At 43.6% G+C, this 25147-nt stretch carries 35 protein-coding genes; 18 read left to right on the top strand and 17 right to left on the bottom strand.

The features are described from left to right. Positions 1–884: 884 nt before the first annotated feature. Positions 885–2252, bottom strand: coding sequence for a helix-turn-helix domain-containing protein (locus XZ46_RS25770; RefSeq protein WP_008056028.1), 1368 nt, complete (start codon positions 2250–2252; stop codon positions 885–887). A gap of 475 nt (positions 2253–2727) precedes the next feature. Here XZ46_RS25770 and XZ46_RS25765 point away from each other — a divergent pair, with 475 nt between their 5' ends. The 4 genes from XZ46_RS25765 (at position 2728) to XZ46_RS25750 (ending at position 8748) form a co-directional block, all read left to right on the top strand. Further along, the gene (locus tag XZ46_RS25765; protein WP_008056029.1) at positions 2728–3306 is read left to right on the top strand and encodes a helix-turn-helix domain-containing protein; all 579 of its coding nucleotides are present in this window, start codon (positions 2728–2730) and stop codon (positions 3304–3306) included. A 57-nt stretch (positions 3307–3363) separates the two neighbouring features. Then, positions 3364–6078, top strand: coding sequence for a peptidase domain-containing ABC transporter (locus XZ46_RS25760; protein ID WP_008056030.1), 2715 nt, complete (start codon positions 3364–3366; stop codon positions 6076–6078). A gap of 110 nt (positions 6079–6188) precedes the next feature. Further along, entirely contained in the window at positions 6189–7931 is a 1743-nt protein-coding gene (locus XZ46_RS25755) for a beta-barrel domain-containing protein (protein ID WP_008056032.1), read from the top strand. 79 nt (positions 7932–8010) lie between these two features. Further along, on the top strand, positions 8011–8748 hold the full coding sequence (locus XZ46_RS25750) for a peptidylprolyl isomerase (RefSeq protein WP_008056034.1): 738 nt from the start codon (positions 8011–8013) through the stop codon (positions 8746–8748). 217 nt (positions 8749–8965) lie between these two features. Here XZ46_RS25750 and XZ46_RS25745 read toward each other — a convergent pair whose 3' ends face one another. The 7 genes from XZ46_RS25745 to XZ46_RS25710 all read right to left on the bottom strand — a co-directional run bounded on the left by XZ46_RS25745 (position 8966) and on the right by XZ46_RS25710 (position 13389). Beyond that, a complete protein-coding gene (locus XZ46_RS25745; protein WP_008056036.1) occupies positions 8966–9169 on the bottom strand; it encodes a hypothetical protein in 204 nt (67 codons plus the stop codon). Between the two features lie 416 nt (positions 9170–9585). After that, complete coding sequence (locus XZ46_RS25735) at positions 9586–9951, bottom strand: DUF5615 family PIN-like protein (protein ID WP_006622758.1); 366 nt, start codon at positions 9949–9951, stop codon at positions 9586–9588. Between the two features lie 5 nt (positions 9952–9956). After that, positions 9957–10184, bottom strand: coding sequence for a DUF433 domain-containing protein (locus XZ46_RS25730; protein WP_006622759.1), 228 nt, complete (start codon positions 10182–10184; stop codon positions 9957–9959). Positions 10185–10372: 188 nt separating this feature from the next. Next, entirely contained in the window at positions 10373–11476 is a 1104-nt protein-coding gene (locus XZ46_RS25725; RefSeq protein WP_008056038.1) for a T3SS effector HopA1 family protein, read from the bottom strand. A 24-nt stretch (positions 11477–11500) separates the two neighbouring features. Then, positions 11501–12670: a phosphotransferase gene (locus tag XZ46_RS25720; RefSeq protein ID WP_006622761.1), complete on the bottom strand. Its 1170-nt coding sequence runs from the start codon at positions 12668–12670 to the stop codon at positions 11501–11503. Between the two features lie 240 nt (positions 12671–12910). After that, on the bottom strand, positions 12911–13147 hold the full coding sequence (locus tag XZ46_RS25715) for a PIN domain-containing protein (protein WP_048895303.1): 237 nt from the start codon (positions 13145–13147) through the stop codon (positions 12911–12913). Continuing rightward, a complete protein-coding gene (locus XZ46_RS25710; RefSeq protein WP_048895479.1) occupies positions 13144–13389 on the bottom strand; it encodes a UPF0175 family protein in 246 nt (81 codons plus the stop codon). The genes XZ46_RS25715 and XZ46_RS25710 overlap by 4 nt, the downstream gene beginning before the upstream one ends. Between XZ46_RS25710 and XZ46_RS34880 the strand changes: the two genes are divergently transcribed. Both XZ46_RS34880 and XZ46_RS25705 read left to right on the top strand, forming a co-directional pair. Next, the gene (locus tag XZ46_RS34880; RefSeq protein WP_157234520.1) at positions 13388–13585 is read left to right on the top strand and encodes a hypothetical protein; all 198 of its coding nucleotides are present in this window, start codon (positions 13388–13390) and stop codon (positions 13583–13585) included. The genes XZ46_RS25710 and XZ46_RS34880 overlap by 2 nt on opposite strands. A gap of 37 nt (positions 13586–13622) precedes the next feature. Then, positions 13623–13892, top strand: coding sequence for a hypothetical protein (locus XZ46_RS25705; RefSeq protein WP_006668949.1), 270 nt, complete (start codon positions 13623–13625; stop codon positions 13890–13892). A 161-nt stretch (positions 13893–14053) separates the two neighbouring features. Here the strand turns inward: XZ46_RS25705 and XZ46_RS25700 are convergent, their stop codons facing one another. From XZ46_RS25700 to XZ46_RS25685, 4 genes are all read right to left on the bottom strand, one after another. Further along, entirely contained in the window at positions 14054–14344 is a 291-nt protein-coding gene (locus XZ46_RS25700; RefSeq protein ID WP_006622769.1) for a type II toxin-antitoxin system VapC family toxin, read from the bottom strand. A 2-nt stretch (positions 14345–14346) separates the two neighbouring features. Next, a complete protein-coding gene (gene vapB, locus XZ46_RS25695) occupies positions 14347–14565 on the bottom strand; it encodes a type II toxin-antitoxin system VapB family antitoxin (protein WP_006622770.1) in 219 nt (72 codons plus the stop codon). 520 nt (positions 14566–15085) lie between these two features. Continuing rightward, entirely contained in the window at positions 15086–15409 is a 324-nt protein-coding gene (locus tag XZ46_RS25690) for a helix-turn-helix domain-containing protein (protein WP_006622772.1), read from the bottom strand. 7 nt (positions 15410–15416) lie between these two features. After that, the gene (locus XZ46_RS25685) at positions 15417–15785 is read right to left on the bottom strand and encodes a type II toxin-antitoxin system RelE/ParE family toxin (RefSeq protein ID WP_008056044.1); all 369 of its coding nucleotides are present in this window, start codon (positions 15783–15785) and stop codon (positions 15417–15419) included. Positions 15786–15869: 84 nt separating this feature from the next. Here XZ46_RS25685 and XZ46_RS25680 point away from each other — a divergent pair, with 84 nt between their 5' ends. From XZ46_RS25680 to XZ46_RS25670, 4 genes are all read left to right on the top strand, one after another. Beyond that, on the top strand, positions 15870–16106 hold the full coding sequence (locus tag XZ46_RS25680) for a type II toxin-antitoxin system HicB family antitoxin (protein ID WP_006622774.1): 237 nt from the start codon (positions 15870–15872) through the stop codon (positions 16104–16106). Continuing rightward, complete coding sequence (locus XZ46_RS34875; RefSeq protein WP_108615277.1) at positions 16107–16229, top strand: type II toxin-antitoxin system HicA family toxin; 123 nt, start codon at positions 16107–16109, stop codon at positions 16227–16229. A 124-nt stretch (positions 16230–16353) separates the two neighbouring features. Beyond that, a complete protein-coding gene (locus XZ46_RS25675) occupies positions 16354–17547 on the top strand; it encodes an AAA family ATPase (RefSeq protein ID WP_048895302.1) in 1194 nt (397 codons plus the stop codon). After that, positions 17540–18247, top strand: coding sequence for a hypothetical protein (locus XZ46_RS25670; protein WP_006668943.1), 708 nt, complete (start codon positions 17540–17542; stop codon positions 18245–18247). The genes XZ46_RS25675 and XZ46_RS25670 overlap by 8 nt, the downstream gene beginning before the upstream one ends. A 98-nt stretch (positions 18248–18345) precedes the next feature. Here the strand turns inward: XZ46_RS25670 and XZ46_RS25665 are convergent, their stop codons facing one another. Beyond that, positions 18346–18597 carry a hypothetical protein gene (locus XZ46_RS25665; protein ID WP_006622777.1) on the bottom strand — a complete coding sequence of 84 codons (252 nt, stop codon included), beginning with the start codon at positions 18595–18597 and terminating at the stop codon, positions 18346–18348. Between the two features lie 243 nt (positions 18598–18840). On the opposite strand from XZ46_RS25665, the gene XZ46_RS37685 reads away from it, so the two are divergent. From XZ46_RS37685 to XZ46_RS35640, 3 genes are all read left to right on the top strand, one after another. After that, positions 18841–18969 (top strand): hypothetical protein, encoded by a 129-nt coding sequence (locus XZ46_RS37685; protein WP_008056050.1) that lies wholly within the window; start codon positions 18841–18843, stop codon positions 18967–18969. 42 nt (positions 18970–19011) lie between these two features. Beyond that, on the top strand, positions 19012–19167 hold the full coding sequence (locus tag XZ46_RS35645) for a hypothetical protein (protein WP_006622779.1): 156 nt from the start codon (positions 19012–19014) through the stop codon (positions 19165–19167). A 203-nt stretch (positions 19168–19370) separates the two neighbouring features. Beyond that, positions 19371–19526 carry a hypothetical protein gene (locus XZ46_RS35640; RefSeq protein ID WP_008056055.1) on the top strand — a complete coding sequence of 52 codons (156 nt, stop codon included), beginning with the start codon at positions 19371–19373 and terminating at the stop codon, positions 19524–19526. Positions 19527–19537: 11 nt separating this feature from the next. Here the strand turns inward: XZ46_RS35640 and XZ46_RS34870 are convergent, their stop codons facing one another. The 3 genes from XZ46_RS34870 to XZ46_RS25655 are packed head-to-tail and all read right to left on the bottom strand — an operon-like array spanning position 19538 to position 20290. Next, a complete protein-coding gene (locus XZ46_RS34870) occupies positions 19538–19813 on the bottom strand; it encodes a hypothetical protein (RefSeq protein ID WP_157234562.1) in 276 nt (91 codons plus the stop codon). Then, a complete protein-coding gene (locus XZ46_RS25660; RefSeq protein WP_006622783.1) occupies positions 19779–20000 on the bottom strand; it encodes a hypothetical protein in 222 nt (73 codons plus the stop codon). The genes XZ46_RS34870 and XZ46_RS25660 overlap by 35 nt, the downstream gene beginning before the upstream one ends. A gap of 2 nt (positions 20001–20002) precedes the next feature. Further along, positions 20003–20290: a type II toxin-antitoxin system HigB family toxin gene (locus XZ46_RS25655; RefSeq protein WP_008056057.1), complete on the bottom strand. Its 288-nt coding sequence runs from the start codon at positions 20288–20290 to the stop codon at positions 20003–20005. Between the two features lie 1144 nt (positions 20291–21434). On the opposite strand from XZ46_RS25655, the gene XZ46_RS25650 reads away from it, so the two are divergent. The 5 genes from XZ46_RS25650 to XZ46_RS25635 are packed head-to-tail and all read left to right on the top strand — an operon-like array spanning position 21435 to position 22956. Continuing rightward, the gene (locus tag XZ46_RS25650) at positions 21435–21797 is read left to right on the top strand and encodes a DUF6972 family protein (RefSeq protein ID WP_006622789.1); all 363 of its coding nucleotides are present in this window, start codon (positions 21435–21437) and stop codon (positions 21795–21797) included. Continuing rightward, positions 21757–22047 (top strand): hypothetical protein, encoded by a 291-nt coding sequence (locus XZ46_RS25645; protein ID WP_006622790.1) that lies wholly within the window; start codon positions 21757–21759, stop codon positions 22045–22047. The genes XZ46_RS25650 and XZ46_RS25645 overlap by 41 nt, the downstream gene beginning before the upstream one ends. Before the next feature lie 39 nt (positions 22048–22086). Further along, positions 22087–22299, top strand: coding sequence for a hypothetical protein (locus XZ46_RS34860; protein WP_152343995.1), 213 nt, complete (start codon positions 22087–22089; stop codon positions 22297–22299). Positions 22300–22351: 52 nt separating this feature from the next. Then, positions 22352–22618 carry a hypothetical protein gene (locus XZ46_RS25640; RefSeq protein ID WP_006622801.1) on the top strand — a complete coding sequence of 89 codons (267 nt, stop codon included), beginning with the start codon at positions 22352–22354 and terminating at the stop codon, positions 22616–22618. A gap of 2 nt (positions 22619–22620) precedes the next feature. After that, complete coding sequence (locus XZ46_RS25635) at positions 22621–22956, top strand: type II toxin-antitoxin system VapC family toxin (RefSeq protein ID WP_008056063.1); 336 nt, start codon at positions 22621–22623, stop codon at positions 22954–22956. Between the two features lie 283 nt (positions 22957–23239). Here the strand turns inward: XZ46_RS25635 and XZ46_RS25630 are convergent, their stop codons facing one another. Continuing rightward, positions 23240–25060 (bottom strand): ABC-ATPase domain-containing protein, encoded by a 1821-nt coding sequence (locus tag XZ46_RS25630; RefSeq protein ID WP_008056066.1) that lies wholly within the window; start codon positions 25058–25060, stop codon positions 23240–23242. Positions 25061–25147 lie beyond the last annotated feature (87 nt).

The raw sequence follows: 25147 nt of genomic DNA, 5'->3' as shown, positions 1-25147 counted from the left end.
CAGTAACAATCCCTCATTTTATCATCAATTGAAATACCATAACTAAAAAACCCGGTTTCTGTGAGAGTTTGTGTATCTTCACCAAGTTGAGTAGGTTGGGTGGAGTCACCAAACCTAACACCACTATCTCTGATTAATCTTGGGTTTCACCCAACCTACCCAATTTCTGGGTTTCACCCAACCCAACAAATAAATTCATGTTGGGTTTCACCCAACCTACCTTCTGGGTTTCACCCAACCCAACAAATAAATTTGTGTTGGGTTTCACCCAACCTACCTTCTGGGTTTCACACAACCCAACAAATAAATTTGTGTTGGGTTTCACCCAACCTACCTTCTGGGTTTCACCCAACCCAACAAATAAATTTGTGTTGGGTTTCACCCAACCTACCTTCTGGGTTTCACCCAACCCAACAAATAAATTCATGTTGGGTTTCACCCAACCTACCCAATTTCTGGGTTTCACCCAACCCAACAAATAAATTCATGTTGGGTTTCACCCAACCTACCCAATTTCTGGGTTTCACCCAACCCAACAAATAAATTCATGTTGGGTTTCACCCAACCTACCCAATTTCTGGGTTTCACTTTCGACGCAACCATAATGTGAAGTTGCCCGATGCGATTATTGCAGCAACTGGGAAGGTTGATGGGTTACGCTTGCTAACGTTGGCTCGGCAATTACAGGCTAAATTTAGCACTGACTTACCTTAATGGGTGGACTATGGTCAGGAAAAGAAACTGGGTTTCTACAACAGCGCATTTCTGCCAAGATTTATTAAAGAAACCCGGTTTCTCCATAAATAGCCTAAGGGGTAGTGTTAGGGGCGACGAGAATTTAATTACCTAATAATTAGCCGAAAAATCCGCCCCGTAACGCCAGCCTAGGAAATTAAATTTTTCACATATTGTTTAATCACTGGTTGTAGGGTGAAACCGGATGATTTGTTCAGGAAATTTCGTCGGTTTAAAGATTGTATCGCTTTCAGAAAATCGGCATCTGATAAAAGTTCGGGTGGTTTCTGGCTGATATCTACCGCTTTTTCTTGGTTAGCTAACCACCCCATGAGGATTTTCTCGACTTCGGACAACCGTTGATAATGTGGTTTGATGAGAGTTTCTAGACTTCCTAAATATAGAGTAGGATAGGATAGGAATTTTTGGACACTACCGTTAAATAGTTCTAGGATATCAGTGGCGATTATACTTAACCATAAAGGGTTGCCATTGTACAGTTCAATCAGCTTTGACCATTCAGGTTTATCTTTGAGTTTTCTAGCGGTGAGGAGTTGGCTGGCGGATTTCCCTAACCCCGCAATTTGTAGAGTTTTGCCGTAGTTTTCTTCAGCTTCCATGGTGGCGATTTCTAGGGGTTGTTCCCAACCGAGTAGCAACAGACAACTTTGATGAGAGCATCTGCCAATTTCATGGAGGAGATGACTATAGTTTTGGTATTCTGGGCGATAATTGCCGACTAATTCTCCAGGGTTTAAGGTTTCTTGAAAGTCGTCGAGGATGATTAAACAACGGTGGTTTCTGAGATGGTCTAAAAAAGAGTTACGAGAGTTTAAATAGTTGATGATTGATGGGTTGTGGCTGGGAGGTGGTGGGGCGAGAGATTCGATGATATGACTTTGTAGGGCGTTGAAATTGGGGAATTGGCGATGACTGCGCCACAGAGTGCGATCGAAGTTATCTTTAATCTCTTCTACCAGTTTTCTAGCTAGGGCGGTTTTCCCAATTCCCGATAGTCCGGTTAGGCTGACAATGCGGCTATGTTCTTCTAGTATCCACTGCTTGAGGGTAGCTAGTTCCTGGGTGCGATCGCAGAAGCGGCGGCTATTTTCGGGGGCTTGGCTGAGGTCGTGGCGTGGTGGGGGTGGGGGGGTGGTGGTGTCTTGGGGCGATCGCTTTTTCTGACTCTTAGGATAGCCGTATAAGTCGCTGCAGACATTTATTTGATTAGCAATTTGTACCCCATTATTATAGTAGGAGAATATTTGATTTTCGATAAGCGATCGCACATTCTTTTTTTTCACATTCTCTCCCAACAGGTCAGACAGGAGTTTCCATAAGTCGGATGCTGATTTCCTGACGTGATCGCTCGTACATTGGTATTTTTCAGAGATATCCTTATATCCCTTACCTTCCCATACACCCTCCAAAATAGCGCGTTGCAGCGAGTCCAGATGCTTTCCGGTCTTGTTAAATATCAGGTGATCCGTCCACTGCAACGCCTCTCGCATCTCCATAGCTGCCCAACCCAGTTATAGTGTGTTTTGCTCTGACCCCCATTATCCCACATTTCCTCCTGTTTTGCCACAAAATCCCTCAAAATCCCCTTTTTTTACTTCTAAAAGCCTCAAAAATACCCCCCCTGAAATGCCACTTTTATGGAGTAGACAAATAATTATTCCGTATGATAAACTAATAATTAAAGTGCAGTCGGACTATCATTTGATCAATCTTCAATCATCAAGCATTGTTGATCTCTGTAGATGAGCGAATAATGATCAGTAGTTAGTCTAGCTTCCTTATGTGTGGTGTACTGTAGACGGTATTAACTTGATTTTATGAAACAGTCACTAACTGTTTCAGTTATAAGACTTTGTCCGGCCCAAATATGGTCGCACTCGGTATGACCCTATACTACTGAAAATTTATATTAAATTTTGTAAAGATATCGCCGAGTGTCCAAAATCCTCTGCTCCTAACGAGTATCAGCTTATGAAATCATCTCAAACTGATATTAATTTTCCCAATAACTCTGGTCGATTTCTCAGTGCTTTTCAGAGAAAACACTTAGAAAAAAGCCTAGAAAAAGGGTTGTCTAAGCGCCATTATCAACGAATTAAAATTATGTTGCTGGCGGATGAGGGTAAAACCCAAACCGAAATTTGCCAAGCGTTAGGCTGTTCCCATAGTACAGCACGCCATTGGATAACTCTCGCCAAGTCTGGTCACGCTCACCAGTGGAATAGTAGCCCAATTGGCAGACCTCAAACTGTAGACGAGCAATGCTTGCAGCGGTTGAGGGAGTTAGTCACTCAAAGCCCTAAAGAAGTTAAGGTGCCTAACCGTAATTTTACTTATCATGCTCGACAGTGGACGGCTAAGAAACTCAGCGAACACTTAGAAGCGGAATTAGGGATTAAAATCAGCGATCGCCATATTAACAGACTGCTCAAACAAATGGGCTTATCTACCAGACCAAAATCGAATAACCTTGAAAAAAATGAGCCGAAAAAATCCAGTAAAAGCGGCATTGTGATTAGGGACATTCCAGAGGAGGTGGCATTTTCTTAATCATCATGAAAAATCTATTAAGTGCTATTAAGTGTTGGAAGCACTATCGAGGGAAAAATGACTACCAAAGAACATCTATCTGGTCTAATCGGTGAATTTTTATCAGAAAAGGAGTTAGCGAGTTTAGTTAAGTCGGCTGAATTTTCCAAACCTAACCCCGGTTTGTTGTTGGAAAGTATCTCAGCATCCGATGGCTTATATATTTTGGTCGCTGGTAAAGTAAGACTGGTTAACAGTAGCCGGGACTTAATTACCACCCTGCATCCGGATCAACTATTTGGGGAATGTACTTTGTTTCCTGAAGCCGGCTTTTTAGATTATGCTGTCAGGGTTTCGCCTCAAGCAGAGCTTTGTTATATTCCCGGTCAAGTTTTGCGCTCTATCATTCATAAAAATTCCCGATTTAAGGAGTATTTGTACAATTTAGCTACCGCTAAAGATAATGAACAAAAAAGCAAGTTTTCCATCAATAATAAACCGGATTTATCCGTAAATGACGACCAGGAACTAATCGCGGAAATTAGCACAATCAAAGATGAAATATATCTAAAAACCCACCAGCAAAAAGTTAACAAGGCTTATTTCCCTAGCCCCACTCAGCGCGTTACTCATCTATGGCAGCATATTACTAGACGCTATCCTTTTTTTGAGCAACAAAGTGGTTCTGACTGTGGTGCTGCTTGTTTGGTAATGGTTGCCCGTTACTGGGGCAAAAAGTTTAGTGTCAACCGCATTCGAGATATTGCTAATGTAGATGCTAATGGGGCTTCTTTGCGAGGACTATCCGCTGCGGCAGAAAGTATCGGATTTTCCACTAGACCAGTTAAAGCCAGTATTGACCAACTGGCTAAACAAAAATTACCGGCGATCGCTCACTGGGAAGGAAACCATTATATCGTAGTTTATGAAATCACTCGCAATCAAGTCATTGTTGCTGACCCTGCTATTGGTCAACGGAGTTTAACATACCCAGAATTTAAAACAGGTTGGCAGGGTTATACATTACTCCTACAACCGACAGCTTTAATCAAGGAACTCAAAAATCATACTACCCCATTCTGGCAATTTTTTAATTTAGCCAGTCCTCACGGTCAAGTATTGCTAGAAGTATTTATTGCTTCCGTAGTCATTCAAATTTTCGGATTAGTTACCCCACTATTTACTCAGCTACTCCTCGACCGGGTAGTTGTTCAAGGCAGTACATTAACCTTAACGGCTGTGGGATTAGGGTTAGTCATTTTTGGTTTATTTCGGGTTGCTTTGACCGGGTTACGACAATATCTCCTTGACCACACTGCCAACAAAGTACATTTAGCCATGATTGTGGGATTTATTACCCACACTTTCCGATTACCCCTGCGGTTTTTTGAGTTTCGCTATGTGGGGGATATCATGGCTAGGGTGCAGGAAAACCGCAAGATTGAGAGTTTTCTAACGGGTGAAGCCCTATCTATTGTATTAGATTTACTCACGGTCTTTATCTATGTGGGACTTATGTTCTGGTATAGCTGGAAAATGGCTTTGCTGGCATTAGTCATTGTGCCACCCTTTTTCCTGCTGGCTCTCATTGCTACTCCGTTTCTACAAAAGATATCCCGAGAAATATTTGCGGCTTTAGCGGAAGAAAGTGGTTATCTCATCCAATCTCTGACTGGTGTACGCACCGTCAAATCTCTGGCAATTGAGCAAGTGGTACGTTGGCGTTGGGAGGAGTTCCTGAACAAGTCAATTCGCAAAAACTTTTCTGGTCAGATTATTAGCAACCGACTCCAAGTATTTAGCTTAACCATTGAATCTTTAGTGACCACTGGATTGCTTTGGTTTGGGGCTTGGTTAGTGATTCAAGGAGAGTTAACCATCGGGCAGTTGGTGGCTTTTAATATGTTAATTGGCAATGTAATAAACCCTTTTCAGCGGTTAACGGTTCTCTGGAATGAGTTCCAGGAGGTGATTATTGCAGTCGAGCGAATTAATGATGTGATTGATACCGAACCAGAGGAAGATTTGCAATCTCAGGCTCGTTATTATTTAACAGATTTACGAGGAGATATTATTTTTGACAAGGTGACATTTCGTTACCACCCAGAGAGCGAAACGAATGTTTTGGAGAATCTCAGCTTTGAAATCAAAGCCGGACAGACTGTAGCTTTAGTGGGGCGTTCTGGTTCAGGAAAAACTACTATTTCTAAGCTAGTTTTGGGGCTGTATCCCCCTACAGATGGGAAGATTTTCATTGATGGTCATGACATAACTAGCATTTCTTTACCTTCTTTGCGTCAAAGGGTTGGTGTTGTTGACCAGGATACTTTTTTATTTGGTGGCACAATTCGGGACAACTTGACTCTAGCGCGACCTTCTGCAACTCAGGCGGAAATTATCGAAGCGGCTCAATTAGCAGGTGCTGACGAGTTTATTCAAAAGTTACCGATGAGTTATGAAACCCAGATTGGTGAAGGTGGGGGGTTATTGTCTGGTGGTCAAAGGCAAAGATTAGCGATCGCTAGGGCGTTATTAGGCAATCCTCGTCTATTGGTTTTTGATGAGGCAACTTCCCACTTAGATGTGGAGTCAGAACGAATTATTCAGACTAATTTGAATAGAATTCTTAAAGACCGGACAACATTAATTATTGCCCATCGCTTATCTACGGTGAGAAATGCCGATGTAATTTTAGTTTTAGATAGAGGAGTATTAATAGAGCAAGGAAATCACAATCAGTTAATGGCAAAAAAAGGGCATTACTACTATTTAAATCACCAACAAATTAATTAATTTTGCCCACTAGGATTGATGGTCATCTCTAAATCTTGAATAGCTTTAGGTAGACATCACTGAATCGACAACTCAAACTCAACCTAGTAAATCTTGGAATAATTAAAGCTATGCCACAGTTTAATGATATTGCTCAAACCCAATTAAACGGCCATAAAAGTTTAGACACAGACTTAGTAAGTTTACAACCTGAATCTAGTCTTTTGACCGACCAAAATCTACCAGCAAACAACCTAAATTCTTCGGCGGATTGGTCTTTTGCCACGAAGGAACTATTAGATGCCTTACCTCAGCGATGGACGCGAGGACTGCTCTATTTTTTAATCGTTTTTGTGGCGATCGCTTTGCCTTGGGGAATGTTGTCTCAGGTAGATGAAACAGGCAGTGGTAGGGGACGGTTAGAACCGCAAGGTGGTACGGTTAAGCAAAAGCTAAATTTGACTTATACATCTGCTGCTCTTAATTCCCAAACCGCTAAAGTTGAAATGCTAAATATTGAAGAAGGAGACATGGTAAAAGCCGGGGATATTTTAATGGAACTGGACAGTCTCCCTATTCGTGAGCGAATTATGCAACTACAACTTCAGCAGCAAAGTAAAGAAAATCGACTGAATACACTAGAGCAACAAAAAAATCGCCTAGAAACCGAACTGCTTACCCAAGAACGGCAAAATCAGTCTCAACAATTAGAGAAACTATCCCAGGTGGAGCAAGCAAGGAGGAACCTTCAATCCCTGAAAACTACATACAATTTACAGGAACAGGAAAAACTGACCCAGGTTGATCAAGCAGAACAAAATTTAGCTGCTCTCCGGAGAATATTAAATTTACAGAGAGAAGAAAAGCTGGCTCAAATTCGGCAAGCAAAACGACAGCTACAGGATAGCGAGACTGCATATATCTTAGCAGAAATGCGATGGCAAAAAGCAATCCGAGAAGTTGAACGATATGACAATCTTTTAGACGATGGTGTAGTCACAGAAGTTCGGTTAATTGAACAGGAAGATATCAAAGAGGAAAGACAAAGAATTTGGGAGCAAAGTAAAGCAGATATTGAACAAGCCAGACTGCGACTAGAAGAGCAGGAAAGCAGCTATGAGCGGATTATTCATCAAGCGGAGGCAGATATTGAACAAGCTGAGTTGCGGTTGGCGGAACAGAAACGCAGTTATGATCGTACTATTCATCAAGCTCAGGCGGATATTCAGCAGGCTGAGTTACGTTTAGCGGAGCAAGAGAGTAGTTCTGAAACTATTCTTCATTCCGGTGAAATTGCGGTTTCTAAAATTGAAGATCAACTCAAGAATTTACAGACTCAAATAATTAGCCTTCAAGCCGAAATTGCTCAAGACAAGAAAGATATTGAGTCTTTGAATTTTGAGTTAGAGAAACGGGTTGTTAGAGCGCAAGAAGGAGGCACTATTTTTAGTTTGCCAATTTCTGGGGTGGGAGATGTGGTACAACAAGGAGGAATGCTGGTAGAAATAGCACCCCAAGAAGCGATGCTTTTATTGAAAGCAGAAATGGCCACTACACAAAGTGGATCTTTACAGGAAGGAATGGCGGTTAAGATGAAGTTTGATGCGTATCCTTTTCAGGACTATGGGGTAGTTGATGGAAGTTTAATCAAAATTTCTCCAACCACCAAAATGCAAGAAACATCTCAGGAACGAGTGGCAATTTATGAGCTAGAAATTGAGTTAACTCAAACTTGTATTCCTAGTGGAAATGACTGTATTCCATTACGTCCGGGAGATACGGCTACGGCTGAGGTGGTCGTGCGCCAGCGTCGCGTTATTGATTTTATTCTTGACCCATTCAAGAAGTTACAAAAAGGAGGGTTAGAATTTTAAAAATATTTTGTTCGACCGCCTGTCATTCCCGCGAATTGCGGGAATCCATAAAAATGTTTTGATTACCCGGAGAAAGATTATGTCACAATCTATTACCATTACTGCTGAAGATATTGTGAAACAAGTTAAGCTATCTCTTCAAATACCCGATTTAATCGAGTCTATTGTTAATCGCAAGATTATTACTGATGCAGCTACGGAAGCCGGGATAACTGTGGATAATGAGGAACTTCAGCAAGCGGCGGATGCTCTTAGACTTCTCCAGAAACTTCGTGGCGCACAAGAAACTTTTGCTTGGCTAGAGAAACACCATTTGTCTGTTGATGATTTAGAAGAAATTGCTCACTTTACCGTTATTTCCCAAAAGTTGATGACTCATCTATTTGCCGAGAAAGTAGAGCCTTACTTTTATGAAAATCAATTGGATTATGTTGGGGTAGTGATATATGAAGTGGTGTTAGAGGATGAAGATTTAGCGATGGAATTATTCTACTCTATTCAGGAAGGGGAAATGAGTTTCTATGAGGTGGCTCACAAGTATATTGAGGATAAAGAGTTACGCCGAAAAGGGGGATATCGAGGGATATTGTCTCGTAAAGATTTGAAGTCAGAGATTTCGGCTGCTGTTTTTGCGGCGACACCACCAGAGGTTCTTAAACCGATTGTGACTTCTAAGGGGGTGCATTTGATTTTAGTGGAGGAGATACTTCAGGCAGAGTTAAATGATCAGTTACGCTATCAAATTGGGTCAGAGTTGTTTGGCGAGTGGATTATCAATCAAATTGAGTCAGTCTCAGTTGTCACCAGTTTGGGATGAATAGCACTAACACGAGTATCATCCAGTCAGGTCAACCTAACTGGATGATAGAGAGATTTTAGTTAAAACTGGGCTGGTTTCTTAACAAGAACCTAAAGTTGAACTCTTCAGATAAATGATGCAGATAGCTTTCAGAATTGAAGAACAAGTCTGCATTAGTCAGGACGTAAGTTAGAAATTTAGTTTACCTACTTACCACCGACAGAAGACCTAGCTTTTACCCCCACCAGCAGAAGCCATAGCTTTTACCTTTTTTTCCATTCTTGTCATCAAATTCTTTATATGAAATTCCCAAATACCAGTTTCGCCCACCCAAAAGCTCCATCATGTCTTGATCATTCAAGTCAGTAAGGTAACTCTCAGAACCGGAGAACAAATCTGCACCAGCAGGACGTAAGTCAGAAATAGTAATGTTAGCCATTTTTGTTTCCTCTTGGAATAAGTTTGACTTTGAGGTAATCAGATTTATTACCTGCCTTCCCCTATGACTATCATTATTGCCTAACTCTCCAACAATGACAAGAAGTTGAGCAACTTTAAAGTTTATCTATTTGACACAATTATGTCTCAAATACTCACCAAAATACCGTAAATTTACGCATATTCTAGCCTCATGTTCCCACAATTTCGTATCACTGAGCTTTGTTTTCTGAGACACAACTAACACAATTATGTCTTTTGTATATCTCCCTCCTCTGGGTTCGGGTGGTGGCGGGTCAAAAAAATAGCCCCATGACATGAGGCTAAAACCGATGAGCCGATCGCTCTTTCCCAGATAGGCGATAAGCCTGACGGCATAGCGACCCTTACCGCTCTGTTTAATCTCAATCATCAGCCTCAAACAGACGGACGACGAATTCGGGTTTGTATGTCATCTGCCACCACCAGACAACCTTGTAAAGTCGCCAGTGGATCTTCCCGCACAACCCGCTGCAAAACATCAAGCACGGCCTGACGACTTCCACAGCGAGAACGCAACAGTAAAATTCCCGGATGAGTTCCGGGTGGAAAACGTCGGACATCAGAAAAATCTAAGTCGAGAGTAATAAAAAAGCGTCCCTCAGTACAAACTTGCTGCCATACAACTTCATCGTCTTCACCAGACAATCCTTCATCAGTAACTCGATCGCAATCGTAACCTTCATTTCGGAGAAACTCTGCATGGGTAATACTAAGATTTTCGTCTAATTTGACTAAGAGCATTATGATCACGTTGGCGACAGTTCTTCTTCTCTTGCTAGTGCCGCCGCATAAGCGATCGCCGAGCGCACATTTTCTAAAGTCAACGGTGGATATTCCTCAACAATTTCTGCTAATGTCAATCCCTCAGCCAGGTTATCCAGGATGACCGAAACCATAATCCTGGTTCCTTTAATACAAGGTTTGCCATGACAAATATTGGGGTTTTTCTCAATTTGTTCTTGCCAATTAAGCATGGTTTGCCCTCTACCAAATTGTTAAGCATAACTTGTCCTAGTTTAGCATAAAACCAACCGGCTACGAGAGCGATATCTGAGCCTGGTCGAAGCGATCGCTTTTCTGACTCCCTGAGCTCTGCTCCAAGAGGAGTTCGCGCAGCACCCCGGAGGCAATCGCTCTTTGATTCCCAGATAGGCGACTAATATCAGCCTGCGAACTCTAATCCCTGATAAACATCCTCAGAATCTGCATTCAAATAAGGACGCTGCCAATCAATCCCCAACCCAGAAAACTGCTCAGAAATAGCAGCAATCCGACCCGCCGCAGAATTGTCCTCCTGTTGCCAAGCCATCAATAACCCATTAGCTATAATCTGACAGCGATTCATCCCAAAACTCTCCTCACTGCCAAACTTTTTGTCCGGTTCTTCCGCCAACCCCAAACCCGGTGCTAACTCCAGAGTAAACAAAGGTATTTCTGGCTTAAAAACAGACTTATTTTCTTGATAAACATGAGCCACAACCTGCCTGACCAACTCATAATCTGTTTTGCCAAAATAAAGCACCCCAGCATCATACCGTTGATAATCAGCCGGATTATACAAAGCCTTAAAACTAAAAGGAATGCCCCTCTCATTTAACCTTTCAGTCAACCCAGCCATCACAGCCACCGCACCTTCAGGAGTAACATTAAAATAGATCCGCACCATAGCTTCCTCTCTCTGTAAACCGGCATTACCCACCGCCATATAAAAGCCATTTTGCACCAAATTCTTAGGCATCAAAATTGACACAACATCCCCCACTGCTGCCGCTTTTTCAGACTCTTGAAGATGCTTTTCCCGTTCGATATGCAGCCGCAAACCTCCCTGAGTTACAGCCAAACTGCCATCGGTTTCTTCTCTCAAAATCGACCAACCCGCATCAAAATATCCCTCACCCTTGTTCGCTGCTTCCAACTGTAAATAAAAGTCCATAGCTACGCCCGCAAAACTATTATTCTCCAAATCTAATGGCTGACCCTTATTCTCAGAACCTAATGCTTGGGATGCTTGCATCGACCCATTATAATAAATGCCATAAAGAAAACTCCGCAACTGTAAGCTCATGTACTTATCCTGCATTTCCTGGGGTAAAGCCTGAATCCGAGACAACATCTCAGCAGGCATTTCCCAGGGTTGATAGTTCGGATGATGAATCGAAAAATCAGCGGAAATTTCGACATTTTCAACAATATCTGACAAAACTTCCTTTAACCGACCTCCAACTTCAGAGGCTAATTGATGAGATTGAGAATTAAGTAATGACATGATTTTTCAAGATACTCAACGATATTAAACTTTGCCAACAACAGAAGAATTCATCTGATTTAACTGAGTAGCAGTAGCCCCAAAAATCGTGGGCATTGATGATTCAGGACGAGATAACAAAGCCTTGGCTACCTGAAGCATAGCAATTCCGGTATTATTAAATATTTTTTGATACTGAACCATTGCCAAAATCCCAATAATTAAAGATAAACCGGCTAACTGTACGACTTGCTTTAAGAAATCAGGACGATATTCTAAGATTTCTGGGAAAGTTTCTAAATAAGCTAAAGTCAACCCACCGATAGATGGCTGAAGTAATTCTAGGGGAGTCGTGGCTAGTCGCAGAGACTCTTCGATACTGAGAGAATTGCTAATCACCAAGCTACCCAACCAAATTTGTAGATAACTAGCGATCGCCATTCCCAAATCAAATGCTGGATCTCCCCAATCAGACCTTTCCCAATCAATCAACCGGATCCCATTTCCATTAATATCTTCCCAGTTTCGATTCAGGAGAATATTATTCAGCTTGAGGTCATTGTGAGTCAGACAAACAGGAGAAATAGTTTCACTTGCTTGATGAACTGCTTCTCCTAAGCTATCATATCGTTGATAAAGTGCAAAAAATTTCAATCCATCCATCGGAGCCATACCAAAAATTTCAGGACCGATCCTTTCCAAACTCTCTAATAATAGCGGAGATACTTTGGGTTTTCCTGCCACCTCTTCTTGGACAAAAAATTCCCGATAAATACTCTGATTCCAGGTATCACGATGAATCGTCGCCAAACAACTGCCAATTTGAGCAGCAACCTGAACCGGAAAGAGATTGTTTTTAGAATAAAACTCTGCTAAATCCTGATAATTATCCAGATAAGTAGAAACTAAAATTGAGTTATCAGCATCGTGGAGCAGTAATTCTGGCAGAAAACTACGCCAATGGTCAAATTCAGGAAAGCTCTGTAGAAATTTGGGGATTCGCCATTCCCCAAAAAACTCGCCCACAGTTTCTTTTTCCGAATTGATAAATTGTTCTTGTTTAACCAGTAACTTTCGACCCTCTGGTAAAGTCACCAATAAATTAAAATTTTTAGCCTCAACCTGCTCTACTCCTGGATTTTCTAGGGAGCGATCGCAGATTTTTTGGTCGATTAAATAGTCATAAACATTTTGAGAACTTAACACAAATTTCATAATTACAATTATTCTCAAATATGGCTGCTCTGTTTTGATTGATTTTAATCATAATTGATGATAGCCTTATTGCCAACCTCTTCATCTGTATTAAAAAGACATAATTAATACAATTATGTCTAAACTTCAACTAATCTCGCCAGTCAAACAAGCTGTTAGATTGTTTTATTGCTAATTGCGATCGCTCCCTAGACAAAGAAACCGGGTTTCTGTGAGAGTTTTTGCCTCCTCACCAAGATGTCAACTAGAAACCGGGTTTCTCCACGGGAGACAAAGAAACCGGGTTTCTGTGATAGGTTTGTGCATCCTAATTGCCGATCGCACTGCTGTAATCACAGTGTCCCCAGCCCGGGAATCCAACAATTCCTCATGCACCGCACAGGGAATTAAAATCCTACCATAAATCTGAGGCATTAGGTTAAGTTGCCCGACCTTCGCTAAATTGGAAATGGGTGAAGTGTTGCTGACAACAATCATACCCACTCCGTTTCCTCTAAAGTTTTGAGGTCTTCCTGAAACTCCTCAATATCATAGTGGACGCAAATACCTCGCTCAGAAATGATTTGTTGAAACTGCGTCCGATGCAGTCCCAATAACTCACTGGCTTTTCCCAAACTAATTTTATCTTGCTGAAACAGCATCAGCACAATTTCCAACAATAGCTCATTTTCCGAAAAGCCACTCGCTTTTACTAGGTCATCGGCAATCACTAAACTCATGGGGAACTCTCCTGGGCTGAAATCTCCTGCTTCAATCTTAGCAGCCGGGGGAGCGATCGCCCCTAATTGCAAATACCATATCCCCTACACTCAGAAACCTTCTGTCTTTCTGCATCCTCACAGAGATTTTGCCATCAACCCGGTTTCTCAGTTCCAATTACCATCAATCAAAACCCTCTTAGAGGGGGATGATTAAATTAATCAGGTCAAGCCATTTTAGGAAAGTTAAAGCTATGACCACTAAACAACCTCGCTACAGTAAAGAGGAATTCGCTCGTCTTGGGGATGAAATTTATGAATTTAAGGTTCGCCCACAAGTAGAGGCAGGTAATGAGGGCAAGATTGTGGCGATTGATTTAGAAACTGGAGATTTTGAAGTCGATGCTAGTGAAATTGCCGCCTGCGATCGCCTTGAAGCCACTCACCCTGATGCTCAAATCTGGATTGTGCGAATCGGTTCCGGCTATGTCCGTCGCTTCGGTGGACTAAGCAAGAGAATTTGATGATTACCGGAATCGTTAATAGAGATTTTGAACCGATTATTCCCCATATTCACATCCTGCCAACTTATCACCAGACTCGGTGAATGGAATAGGCATCAAAAGCCGAATCGCGACTAATCAAAACCAAGGGATGATTCATGGCTTGTGCCACCAAAATCCGATCAAACGGATCGCGATGATGGAGGGGTAAGCTCAGGTAGAACTCCGTATAGTGCGAATGTAATGGGCAGAACGCCGATTTTTAGTTGTTGTAGCACTTCCTCTAATTCTGAGAATGATTTCTGTAACCTAAGTTTGCCTAAACCCAATTTAATTGAAATTTCCCATAAACTGGCAATACTTACGGAGAGATTGTTATTGGCATCTTCCAGAATTTCGGTGGCTCTATCACTTAAATTTTCACTGTTTTGCAAGTACCACAGTAAAGTATGGGTATCCAGTAGGCAATTCATCTTTACATATAATCCTTTAAATCTTCCAGAGGTTCATCAAAATCATCAGACATCCAGATTTGACCCTGCCAAATACCCAGTCCGCCTCGCTGGGGTGCTTTGGCGGTTTGAACAGCGTCTGCCGCATATCGGTTCACCAAAAATTCTGTATAGTCCAAAACTGACTGCTTGACAGATTCTGGGAGTTTTTCCACATTTTTTAAAATGGCATTTTCTATCATTTTTTTACTTAAAAATATGCCTCTCTATGAATCAATTAACTCTCATATCTGGCTTTCACAAAAGCCGGAATTTGATGGGGGTCAGTCCACCCGGGGGGTTTATGGAAGCCCAACCAGTGGACTATAGCTAGTGATTTTTACTCACTTAATCCTATAGCATTCCTAAATGAATTGTGGAAGACCCTCACCCCCAACCCCTCTCCCAGAACGGGAGAGGGGAGAAGAAAATGTCACAACTGATTTAGGATTGCTATAGTTTTCTTGTTTTCAAGATAACACATCCCGGCCATCAATGCCAGCAACATAGATTTTCGTTTAGTTCAAAATTTGAAGACCTCCGCAAAAAGGAAGCAGAAAGCGGCAGAGAAGTTGTCACTTTGTCGCGCCAACCCGGTTGAAAAACCCGTTGGAGTGGACGAGATTTTGATGGTGAAGTCAAGAAAACCAAGCCGAGTTAGGAGCGATAGTTAGGAGCGATAGTTAGGAGCGATAGTTAGGAGCGATCGCCTTTAATCTTCCCTTACAACCCCACCACTCGTGTTTCAGCTTGTCTGAAAGACTTGGGTTTTACTACGATTTCCACATCCCGACCCAACGCATTTAAAAAACGAAACAACCGAGTCGTGGAAAAACCCGATAGCTTGCCATTCACTAATGCCGCCACTTTAGGCTGGTCAATTCCCAACATTTCTGCCGCCTCAGTTTGAGTCATATTTTGGGCGGCGATAATACCACTAATTCTCCGGGCAAGTTCTGCCTTGACCAGTAATTCATCAGAATTTTCTAACTCTAAATCGGCGAATACATTGCCACTTCCTGCTTGTACTTTAATCGGGTGATTCATGTTTTACCTACTGATTGATGTAATGTTCGGAGTAATGTTCTTTGGCACGCTTAAGCCTTCCCTCGATTAGCTCAATATCCTGCTTAGGCGTGGCAATCCCTTTTTTTGACTTCTTCTGAAAAGCGTGGAGGACATAGACCACCCCAGCTAACTTTAAAGTGTAAACGGCTCGATAAGTGTCTCCGTCAAAATCTTCGACAACTTCAAGCACCCCAGCCCCCTTAAAGCCTTTGAGTGGTTTCGCAGACGGGTGCTTTTCACCACATTGAGCCAGATATAGCGCATAACCAACACCTTGCCGAACCTCCTCCGGGAACTCCTTTAAATCCTCAAGAGAACTGCCAACCCACTCAACTGGTTTTAGTAATTCACTCATACCTCAATTATGCTACTTTTGGCAGATCATGTCAATCCCTGAATCCTGCTATATTGCACTAAAAAAAGTGATGAAGCTAAGTTGATGAAAATTAAAGCCATTATTCATCCAGCAGAAGAAGGGGGTTATTGGGTAGAAGTCCCAGCCCTTCCCGGTTGCATTACCGAAGGTGATACCTGGGAAGAGGTCACGCAGAATTTACAAGACGCCGTTGAGGGTTGGCTGAGTGTTGCGAATAATAGCCTGAAAAAAACAGAACCCACCGACGAAATTGTGGAAAAACAGGGCTGGTTTTTACAGAGAATTACAGGAAGCCACTAGATTTACGACAATCCCCCAGAACCCAAAATTCTCTCTATTCCTGTCCATAGTAATCAGGAATTAAAAATTGGCACTTTAAAGGCATTGATGAAAGTAGCCAATCTCACCGAGGAGGACTTGTGAAAAAAGACCCCGATTCAATTAACCAGCAATCATCCTAGCCTCTTTTGTGCCATAATGGTTTTATTTGAACCCGTGAGGGAGAGGTTGCTGCCCCGATGGGAGGAGAGGATGGGATAAGATACTGATGACGATGATTCGCGAGGTCACAATTCGAGGCTTCAAGTCCATTTACTCCGCCACCCTAGAACTTGGCCGAGTGAATTGCTTCATTGGGGCCAATGGAGCGGGCAAAAGTAACTTGCTGGAAGCTCTGGGAGTCTTAGGCGCGGCAGCTAATGGCGTGGTTGATGATGAAAGCCTGCTGCGTCGTGGGGTGCGGGCGGGCTTACCCAGGCTGTATAAAAGCTCTTTTGCGACCGATCGCACTCCGGCCCACATTGCCATTGAGGTCACCGGCTCAGGTAACGAAGCCTATCGCGTTTCTTTGCTCAACCCCCTCGATTCCCCTGAACCGGCTTGGTCCTATAAAACCGAAGTCCTCAGCGACGGCAATCAGGAAATTCTTTCTGATGGCATTCGCAACAAGAAGAACCTCAACCCCAAAGCGGGCTTGGCTGCCTTGCAGTTGGTGGAGTTAGACCCCCAGAATCCGGCGGCTCAACTGATGCAGCGCCTCCAGGAATTTGCCATTTACTGCCCGAACACTCCCACTCTGCGTGGCATTGTCCCGGACCAACAATCGCGCCTCCCCCTGGGTGTGAGCGGTGGACTACTCGCTGAAGGGTTTGCCTCCCTGCGCGAATATTTAGAGGGTAGAGGGGAAGAAGGTGAGGAGATTCTGGAGCAAGTGCTGGAGTTGATTGACTGGGTGGCTGATATCCAAACCACCAGCTATGGAACAAATCTGCTCTCGCCCAAGGTGCCTCGGACTAAGCTACTCCTAAAATTCAGCGATCGCTTTATGAACCAAAGCCGCAACGAACTCACCGCCTACGATGCCAGCGAAGGCGCACTTTATGTCATCTTGGCGGCGGTGCTTTGCCTGTTACCCCAAGCTCCCCGACTGCTGGCGATCGACAATCTGGATCAAGCCCTGAATCCCCGACTGCTGGTCCGGCTGATTTCCCGTCTTGCGGGCTGGCTTCAGGATAATGACTGCGATCGCCAACTGCTGTTAACGGTCCATAATCCCGCCGCCCTCGATGGTCTGGACTTACTGGATTCTGAGGTGCGCCTGTTTGTGGTAGAGCGCAATAGCAATGGTCAAACCTGTATCCGTCGCCTCACACTCACCCCCGAACTTACTCAACTGAACCAGCAATATCCCCTCTCACGCCTCTGGATTATGGGGCATCTAGGAGCGGTGCCCAATGTCTGATCCGTTAAAAATTGCCCTAGTAGCCGAAGGGCCAACGGATTTGGAAGTGATTCAAGCCGCCCTTAAAGCCATCTTACCCGATCCATTTATCATGACCCTGGTGCAACCGGAAGCGACTCAACCGCAAATGGGAGGCGGTTGGGGCGGTGTGCTGAAATGGTGTGACGCGGCGCAACAGAGGCATCATGGCTCCCTGGATACGGACCCCACCCTGATGAGCTTTGATGTGCTGATTATTCATGTGGATGTGGATGTATCGACGGGTGAATATGACAATTGTGGACCCGCAGTGACAGAATTAGCGCAGCAGAACAAGTGGGGAACTCTCCCCTGCTCACAGCCCTGTCCTCCCGTAGCTGATACGGTGGATGCTCTGATGATGGCGATTCAAAGCTGGTTAGGAGGGGCTACTCCTGGCGATCGGACGGTGTTCTGCCTACCTGCCCAATCCTCCGGTACCTGGTTAGCAGCGGCGGTACTAGCTCCAGGGCATCCCCTCCTAGCCCAAGGGGAGTGCAATGTCAATCTAGAGAATAGACTGGCAACCCTACCCAAGGGACAGCGCATCAAGAAAAACAAGCGAGATTACCAAGTTCATGGGCCAAGCATTACCCAGCATTGGACACAAGTCAAAGGACTTTGTACCCAAGCCGCCAATTTTGAGCAGACTGTATTAACGGTAGTCCGTTCCTTGGAGTAGGGGCTTGGTGCTTTTTCTCTAGCTCTGTCAAGGTGTATTTTTAGGGGCTTCGATGCGATCGCCTGAAAAGGGTGATGAGACAAAACCCTGACATGAGGTCAGTCATAAACCCTGTTTTTCTTATCAATATGTGCGCCAAAATAAGTTGAATCAAACTGATGTAATGGTTCAGCTTGACTATCGATCGCCCCAATTAAGTCACCGATTTTTTCAGATAACGGTTCCGCTTCAGGCTGGGGTTTTTCAAGTTGAGATAAAATCCAACTTTCGGGAGTTAACCCTTGTTTTTGGGCGACTTCTAGGATGGCTTGATAAGTTTTTTCAGATAGAATCAGGGTATGTTCTGACATAATTTTACTCAGTTAACCTGCTCCGATTTTAACTCTAATCCATACAAATGGCAACGATGCAATTCAAGCCCAAAAGTAGGGGCGTTACCAGGAAAATACCCAGGCTAATTTTTGCCAAATACTGCCATTCTCCCGAACCCGCCTTTACCCCGGTCAAGGGGCTGTGACTCTAAGCTATAGCAGTTCCCGGACTCATGAGGTACGTTTCAAAGCCCCTCTCCCTTTCTGGGAGAGGGGTTTGGGGTGAGGGCCGTACCTTATGGAGATGAGAAACGCTATAGGAGATTTGGGTTATTCCCATCATTTTTGGCAGAGGGTGACACAGCCTACATCTGCTTAAATCTTAGCAGCCACGAAAGCGATCGCCCCTAGTTACCGATACCATATCCCCTACACTCAGAAACCTTCTGTCAGATGCAAAAACAGATTGCCCATCCCAAATCGAGCAACTGGTTAGAGCAAATTAGCGGATCTTTCAAGGATGAACCGGCTTTTGAAGAAATCCTCGCATTAGGGCAAGCCATTCGCCGAGGCGATGAGTCCGTATTAGATCCCTCAGAAATAAAATGAGATATTTATTAGATACAGATGATCTGAGCATTCTGCAACGTCAATCTGGGGCATATTATCACAATCTTGTGGCACCAATGGCTCAATATACCCTCGATAATTTGGCGATTTCAATTATCACAATTCAGGAACCAATGTTGGGCTGTCATGCCTAGATTAACCGCCCTCGTTATCCCAATGAATTGGTTAAAGGTTATGAAATCATGGAACCGCTAGTAGCTGACTTTCAACGATTACCCATTCTCCCTTTTGATGCGATCGCCTCCCACACCTTAGACCAGTTAAACTCACAACGGATTCAACTGGCTCAGATGGATGCGCGAATGGCGGCGATCGCGCTTTCTCGGCAAATGATTTGATTAACTCGTAATCATGGAGACTTTAGCAAAGTGGCAGGATTAGCAATAGAAAATTGGACAATTTGAAGTAGGGGAATGTAGATAGCGATCGCTCTTATTAAATTACTCTTCAAATCTAGGCGATCGCTCTCATTGTTCGGTGTTCTCTGTGTCCCTGTGGTGAAAAATCCCCAGAGTGATTTTATCGAGAAATAGAGGGGCGATCGATTATCAGAAATGGACCGATTTAACTCATTGCTTATGAGTAAACCATCAGTCTTGAAGTTCAGGAACCCGATCGCTTTCATATTGTTCAATTAAAACACCGAGAATATCCATCAGTGAAGCCAGAGGATGTGCTTCATCTTCGCCAACTTCATCAATCAGGCGATCGAGCCAATCAACCAGATCTTGATAACTGGCTTCATCGCGGGGAATGACTAATTTAGTTGCTAGGGGCTGCCACAATTTTTGAGTTTCATCAATGCTCAACATTTTTACTCTCTCCATTTTCCTCGATCATACTCTGCATGAGTCAAAACTGCCCGAATATAAATTTTTTGTCGATTATAGTGAATCGCCGCTATTAACCGTACTTTGTTACCACCAATATTAAACACTGTGAGGTTATCAACTTGGTCAGCACTGGGAAACTCGTTACGAAGTTCAACAAAGGAATTAAATGTTCCTGATTTCACCAGTTGATACCAACGAGCCAATGCGCTTTCTGTGTCCGGGTACTTTGCTGCAAATTCATTGAGCCGTTTGCGTGTGATAACGTGCATAATGAAACTCAGGGATATTACCCAATTATATCATCGGTTTTAATGTCTGCGTCGCGCTCCTTAAATTTCCTCTCCCAAGAACGAAAAAGGCGATTTCCTCTGCGAATCTTAAAGAGTTAGTCAGGAAGTAGGTTGGGTTGAGGAAGGAAACCCGATGCCCACAAATATTTACCCTAGAAACTCAACGATTCTCTCCGGGATGTGAAAGCGATCGCCTTCCAATTGCAGATAACATATCCCCTAGACTCAGAAATCTTCTGTGAGAGTTTCTGCATCCTCACAGAGATTGTGCCAGAAAATCGGTTTCTGAGGTACAATTGCTGTAAACCAAAAATCTCAACCCTGCTTGTCCAGACAATATCTATATGAACAGTCAAGAAATCACTGCCATATTTGATGGTCAATCCTTGCAATTAGAATCGCCCTTAAACCTAGAAGTAGGAACAAGAGTCAGCACCCCCGGCTGAAGCACGGGGGCTTCCTGCCCCCCGCTTTCAGGTAGCTGACCAGCTTAAGCCTTAACTGGCTACGTGAGCGAGCAAGAGTTAAAGTTCCTACCCTGGAATGCGTGCTAGTTCCAGGCACTAGAACCAAATCGTTAAACAGTCCTAAGGGGTTAAGACAGTGCGATTTGGAAAGTACCGACTCTGAACATTAGCGTTCGCGCAGCGTGCGCGTTAGCGCAAGCGCAAACATTACCCCGCAAGGGAGTCGGAGCCAACCATAGCTCCATGGAGGGGCAACCATACCCCTCCACCCCGCAAGGGGGTGCTGGCGGCGGTCAGCCGCTTGAGTCGGTTTTCCTCTCCGCGATAAATCACGGAGCTTCCAACCCTCCCAGGAGTTTTACGTGAAAATTACTGTGGAAACCCTATTTGCCCCTAAAGACACCCCCAAGACATTTCTACAAACAGCCCAGTCCTTACAGTTACAAGGGAAGCCCGATTGGTCCGAGAACATTGACCAGTATCTATACGGAAACTCCATTACTGAGGATGATTGAAGTCTTTTTAGATACATCTTTTGCCATTGCTTTATCTTCCATTACAGACCAACATCATGGTAAAGCCGTTTAATTAGCCACTCAACTAGAACGCGCCAACCCGGTTTTTATTATAGAGAGATAGCTAGTACAGCAAATCAGATGAGTGGTATTGACAGAGAAATATATATAGAAAACCGAACCAGTCTGATTGACAAACATTTACCCGAAACCGAAAAATCCCAAAGAGAACTGAAAACCGAAGGAATGGTCTATTTATTTAACGATCGCCAGACAATGGAGAGGGTGGGAGAGGAAATTAAGCAAAGAGGAGAAAGGACGGGAGCGGAAGATTCAGAAGACAAATACGAACGCTATGGATTATTTTTTGCCGAACCAATTGGGTATATCCTCAAATTAGATGGAACGAGAATTCCTCTCCACTATGGAGAAATAAAAATAAAAAAAAGCACAGGGAAATATCATGTCATACCTCGCACCAGACCGCGCACCACAAAATCCTGAAAACGCCAAAACGCAAATTACGACCAGAGAAGAAAAACAATGGGAGTTTGCCGAAATCTGGGTAGACCCTTGGCTTTCACCCCCTCATATTCTGATGTTAGTTAAAGAACAATCCGGTAAATTCTCGATTCAAAATCCGGCAGAAAACTATAAATCTATCTTTACCAGTGATACTTACGAAGAAAGTCAAATGTGGTTGCTGGAAGATGAATACGAACGAGTCACAGGTCGGTTTGGGCAACCGGAGTAAAAGCAAGGCGATCGCTTTTTGTTATAGGGGTAGGTTGGGTTGAGGAAGGAAACCCGATGCCCACAAATATTTACCCTAGAAACTCAACGATTCTCTCCGGGATGTAAAAGCGATCGCCCTCCAATTGCGGATAACATATCCCCTAGACTCAGAAACCTTCTGTCAGAGTTTCTGCATCCTCACAGAGATTTTGCTATAAACCCGGTTTCTTGGCATAAGTCAGAGCGATCGCCCATGCTAGAATTATCATAGACCGTAAGGCTGAATGCAGCGTAGAAGCATTAACGTTGAGGAGAATATAACCATGTCTGCAAGAGAACAATTAATTCGTGAGATTTCCCAAATCCCGGATCCTTTAGTAACAGAAGTGTTAAACTTCTTACTCTTCATCAAAGCCAAAAATCAACAAGATGATTCGGCGGCATCAAATTCAGAAACTCAAGAAGAACCATCTTTTTTAAAGTTTATAGATAAAATTAATTCTGAAATTATCGCAGAAGAAAACACCAAGCTACCAACGGACTTCTCCAAGAATATAGACCACTATTTGTATGGATCGCCCAAGGAATAAGCATGAAAAAAATCTTGGCGGATACAGGCTATTGGATTGCCTTACTAAATCCCGATGACGATCTACATCCCCAAGCTAGAAACATGGCAATTTATCTAAAAAATGTGTCTATTGTCACCAGTGAAATGGTGTTTACTGAATTACTCAATGCTTTTTCGGGAAAGGGACGTTTTTATAGAGAAAAAGCTGTGATATTTATTAATCACGCCTTGGATAATTCTGAAATTCAAGTCGTCAGTCAAACCAATGAACTCTTTAAAAGCGCACTTGAGTTATATCATAGCCGACCCGATCAAGCATGGAGTCACACAGATTGCACCTCATTTAAAATTATGTAACAACAAAATATATTAGAAGCACTGGCTTATGATAAACATTTTGAACAAGCTGGATTTGTCGCTTGATTGCGTTAGGGAATTACGCGATCGCACCCTATTTTTTCCCTCTCCTTGAACCCTGAAACCGGGTTTCTTTGGTAGGAGCGATCGCCTTCCAATTGCGGATACCATATCGCCTGAGACTCAGAAACCTGGCTGATGTGAGGGTTTCTCTATCTTCCCCAAGATGTCAACTAGAAACCGGGTTGATCGGCATTTCTGTGACCAGTAACAATGGTTAGTGTCATGATAACTCGTCTGATTTAACCTCCAAACTTCGTAGGCGGTTAATAGCTGCCGCTAATTCAAAACGTCGGAACATAGCTAAATCTCCCTGGGGAAAAGGACTAATGATATCCAAACCCTTTTCATCAAGATCTGCCATAACTTGATCAAGAATTTCTGGGAGAGTTTTTACCCCATCAATGTATCTGTTTTTAGCGTAAACCATCGCCTCAGCGATCGCCTTTAATTGGTCTTTAGAAACCAACTGTTCCACCGCCGATAAATCCACATCCTCCGACCCAAAACTTACCTCATCCACATCTCGCACTTTCACCCGCACATCTCGCTTTCCACGACTAGGATCAAGACTTTCTGCTAGGGGAACCCGTGGCTTAATATTACCAAACTTTTGACCCCCTTCTGAGGTGCGACCCGTGGTATATTCAGCAGCGATCGCCTTAGCTTTTTCGGTCAATTCCACTGGCTGAAAATTATCCATAGCTATCACCGTATCAGCCACATCAAAATAGTCGCCACTTCCCCCCATCACCAGAATAGTAGACACCCCATAATCATCGTATAGTTGTTTAACCTTATCAATAAAAGGCGTAATCGGTTCCTGTTCCTTCGCAATTAAAGCCTGCATGCGGCGATCGCGAATCATAAAATTAGTCGCCGCCGTATCCTCATCTACCAGTAACACCGGAGGAGTCCGTTTTTCTCCTAAAATTAAGGCTTCCAAGGCTTCCATAATATTAGCCGCTTGGGACGTGCTACCACTAGCATTTTCCGTGGAAAAATCAGTAGTCGATCGCCCTTGGGGAAGCTGATTAATAAAAGGTGAAATATCCACCCCCGCCACACTGCGACCATCTTCGGCGCGCACTTTCACAGCAGCCGCGTCCGTCACCACAAATTCTCTGCCATCATCAGGGATATGGTTATAAACTCCCCTTTCAATAGCTTTAAGAAGAGTCGATTTTCCATGATATCCACCCCCCACAATTAGCGTAATTCCCCTAGGAATACCCAAACCCCTAATCGGTCCCGCGTTGGGTCGGTTTAGTTCAACTTCTAACGAACCCGGAGACTGAAAAGCGATCGCATTTTCCCGAGATAAGGGGCCGTCATTCACCCCACTTTGGCGCGGTAAAATAGCATCATTAGCAATAAAAGCTACCAGGGAATGATCGCCTAATTGTTGTCGCAGACTTTCCGTATCTTCCACCGTTTCCACGTGACGCTGACAGGCTGCTTGGTCTAGGTTTTCGTATTTGAGGGCGCGATCGACAATAGCCGGAATATCCTCACATAACATAGCCACCGCTTGGCGACCCAGAATATTGCGACCCCTGGCTGGGAGTCCCACAAAAAAGCGAATTTCGATGCCTTTTTCCGACGCGGCGGCTATCGGTTTCCCCCGTTGTAGCGCCGGGTTTCCTCCTATGGTTTTCGGGGTTCGGTTAGCGACCTCCACTAGGTAGGCGGAAGTCCGCGCCAGCACTTCCTGACCAACCCTGGTAATCGCAATCATACCACTTTTACCCGTACCCCGACGACTGCTAATTTCATAAGCCGCGCGGTCAAACTGTCGGGTAAGATAGTCTCTTAGGGCTACTTCTCGGATCGGGTTTTTGTATAGTTGCGGCGGAAAATTGGCGATCGCTGGTGGAATTTGTACCCGAAATTTACTGGGGGAAGCAAAGGGATCGCCCTGGACATAATCAATAATTAGGGTAAAGTCGGGAAATTCATATTCACCCGATATATCTTTATAGGCTTTATAACCTCGGTTGTCGAGGTCTAGTAATTTTTGATGCAGATACTGTTTATTATTCATCGGCAAAGTTGACCATTCAAATATATATTATACCAGCCCTTCATGCCGCCATAATATTTTAGCAAATTCGGGGCTGTATCGTCCGCA

It is taken from the genome of Limnospira indica PCC 8005 (assembly GCF_000973065.1).
GTDB lineage: Bacteria > Cyanobacteriota > Cyanobacteriia > Cyanobacteriales > Microcoleaceae > Limnospira > Limnospira fusiformis.
This window is presented reverse-complemented; position numbering and strand designations above follow the sequence as displayed.

What these genes read in the sequence shown, in the direction of transcription:
- XZ46_RS25770 (WP_008056028.1), bottom strand. Translation starts at nt 2,252, where the DNA reads ATGGAGATGCGAGAGGCGTTGCAGTGGACGGATCACCTGATATTTAAC.
- XZ46_RS25765 (WP_008056029.1), top strand. Translation starts at nt 2,728, where the DNA reads ATGAAATCATCTCAAACTGATATTAATTTTCCCAATAACTCTGGTCGA.
- XZ46_RS25760 (WP_008056030.1), top strand. Translation starts at nt 3,364, where the DNA reads ATGACTACCAAAGAACATCTATCTGGTCTAATCGGTGAATTTTTATCA.
- XZ46_RS25755 (WP_008056032.1), top strand. Translation starts at nt 6,189, where the DNA reads ATGCCACAGTTTAATGATATTGCTCAAACCCAATTAAACGGCCATAAA.
- XZ46_RS25750 (WP_008056034.1), top strand. Translation starts at nt 8,011, where the DNA reads ATGTCACAATCTATTACCATTACTGCTGAAGATATTGTGAAACAAGTT.
- XZ46_RS25745 (WP_008056036.1), bottom strand. Translation starts at nt 9,169, where the DNA reads ATGGCTAACATTACTATTTCTGACTTACGTCCTGCTGGTGCAGATTTG.
- XZ46_RS25735 (WP_006622758.1), bottom strand. Translation starts at nt 9,951, where the DNA reads ATGCTCTTAGTCAAATTAGACGAAAATCTTAGTATTACCCATGCAGAG.
- XZ46_RS25730 (WP_006622759.1), bottom strand. Translation starts at nt 10,184, where the DNA reads ATGCTTAATTGGCAAGAACAAATTGAGAAAAACCCCAATATTTGTCAT.
- XZ46_RS25725 (WP_008056038.1), bottom strand. Translation starts at nt 11,476, where the DNA reads ATGTCATTACTTAATTCTCAATCTCATCAATTAGCCTCTGAAGTTGGA.
- XZ46_RS25720 (WP_006622761.1), bottom strand. Translation starts at nt 12,670, where the DNA reads ATGAAATTTGTGTTAAGTTCTCAAAATGTTTATGACTATTTAATCGAC.
- XZ46_RS25715 (WP_048895303.1), bottom strand. Translation starts at nt 13,147, where the DNA reads ATGATTGTTGTCAGCAACACTTCACCCATTTCCAATTTAGCGAAGGTC.
- XZ46_RS34880 (WP_157234520.1), top strand. Translation starts at nt 13,388, where the DNA reads ATGGGGAACTCTCCTGGGCTGAAATCTCCTGCTTCAATCTTAGCAGCC.
- XZ46_RS25710 (WP_048895479.1), bottom strand. Translation starts at nt 13,389, where the DNA reads ATGAGTTTAGTGATTGCCGATGACCTAGTAAAAGCGAGTGGCTTTTCG.
- XZ46_RS25705 (WP_006668949.1), top strand. Translation starts at nt 13,623, where the DNA reads ATGACCACTAAACAACCTCGCTACAGTAAAGAGGAATTCGCTCGTCTT.
- XZ46_RS25700 (WP_006622769.1), bottom strand. Translation starts at nt 14,344, where the DNA reads ATGAATTGCCTACTGGATACCCATACTTTACTGTGGTACTTGCAAAAC.
- vapB (WP_006622770.1), bottom strand. Translation starts at nt 14,565, where the DNA reads ATGATAGAAAATGCCATTTTAAAAAATGTGGAAAAACTCCCAGAATCT.
- XZ46_RS25690 (WP_006622772.1), bottom strand. Translation starts at nt 15,409, where the DNA reads ATGAATCACCCGATTAAAGTACAAGCAGGAAGTGGCAATGTATTCGCC.
- XZ46_RS25685 (WP_008056044.1), bottom strand. Translation starts at nt 15,785, where the DNA reads ATGAGTGAATTACTAAAACCAGTTGAGTGGGTTGGCAGTTCTCTTGAG.
- XZ46_RS25680 (WP_006622774.1), top strand. Translation starts at nt 15,870, where the DNA reads ATGAAAATTAAAGCCATTATTCATCCAGCAGAAGAAGGGGGTTATTGG.
- XZ46_RS25675 (WP_048895302.1), top strand. Translation starts at nt 16,354, where the DNA reads ATGACGATGATTCGCGAGGTCACAATTCGAGGCTTCAAGTCCATTTAC.
- XZ46_RS25670 (WP_006668943.1), top strand. Translation starts at nt 17,540, where the DNA reads ATGTCTGATCCGTTAAAAATTGCCCTAGTAGCCGAAGGGCCAACGGAT.
- XZ46_RS25665 (WP_006622777.1), bottom strand. Translation starts at nt 18,597, where the DNA reads ATGTCAGAACATACCCTGATTCTATCTGAAAAAACTTATCAAGCCATC.
- XZ46_RS35645 (WP_006622779.1), top strand. Translation starts at nt 19,012, where the DNA reads ATGCAAAAACAGATTGCCCATCCCAAATCGAGCAACTGGTTAGAGCAA.
- XZ46_RS35640 (WP_008056055.1), top strand. Translation starts at nt 19,371, where the DNA reads ATGGAACCGCTAGTAGCTGACTTTCAACGATTACCCATTCTCCCTTTT.
- XZ46_RS34870 (WP_157234562.1), bottom strand. Translation starts at nt 19,813, where the DNA reads ATGAAAGCGATCGGGTTCCTGAACTTCAAGACTGATGGTTTACTCATA.
- XZ46_RS25660 (WP_006622783.1), bottom strand. Translation starts at nt 20,000, where the DNA reads ATGTTGAGCATTGATGAAACTCAAAAATTGTGGCAGCCCCTAGCAACT.
- XZ46_RS25655 (WP_008056057.1), bottom strand. Translation starts at nt 20,290, where the DNA reads ATGCACGTTATCACACGCAAACGGCTCAATGAATTTGCAGCAAAGTAC.
- XZ46_RS25650 (WP_006622789.1), top strand. Translation starts at nt 21,435, where the DNA reads ATGAGTGGTATTGACAGAGAAATATATATAGAAAACCGAACCAGTCTG.
- XZ46_RS25645 (WP_006622790.1), top strand. Translation starts at nt 21,757, where the DNA reads ATGTCATACCTCGCACCAGACCGCGCACCACAAAATCCTGAAAACGCC.
- XZ46_RS25640 (WP_006622801.1), top strand. Translation starts at nt 22,352, where the DNA reads ATGTCTGCAAGAGAACAATTAATTCGTGAGATTTCCCAAATCCCGGAT.
- XZ46_RS25635 (WP_008056063.1), top strand. Translation starts at nt 22,621, where the DNA reads ATGAAAAAAATCTTGGCGGATACAGGCTATTGGATTGCCTTACTAAAT.
- XZ46_RS25630 (WP_008056066.1), bottom strand. Translation starts at nt 25,060, where the DNA reads ATGAATAATAAACAGTATCTGCATCAAAAATTACTAGACCTCGACAAC.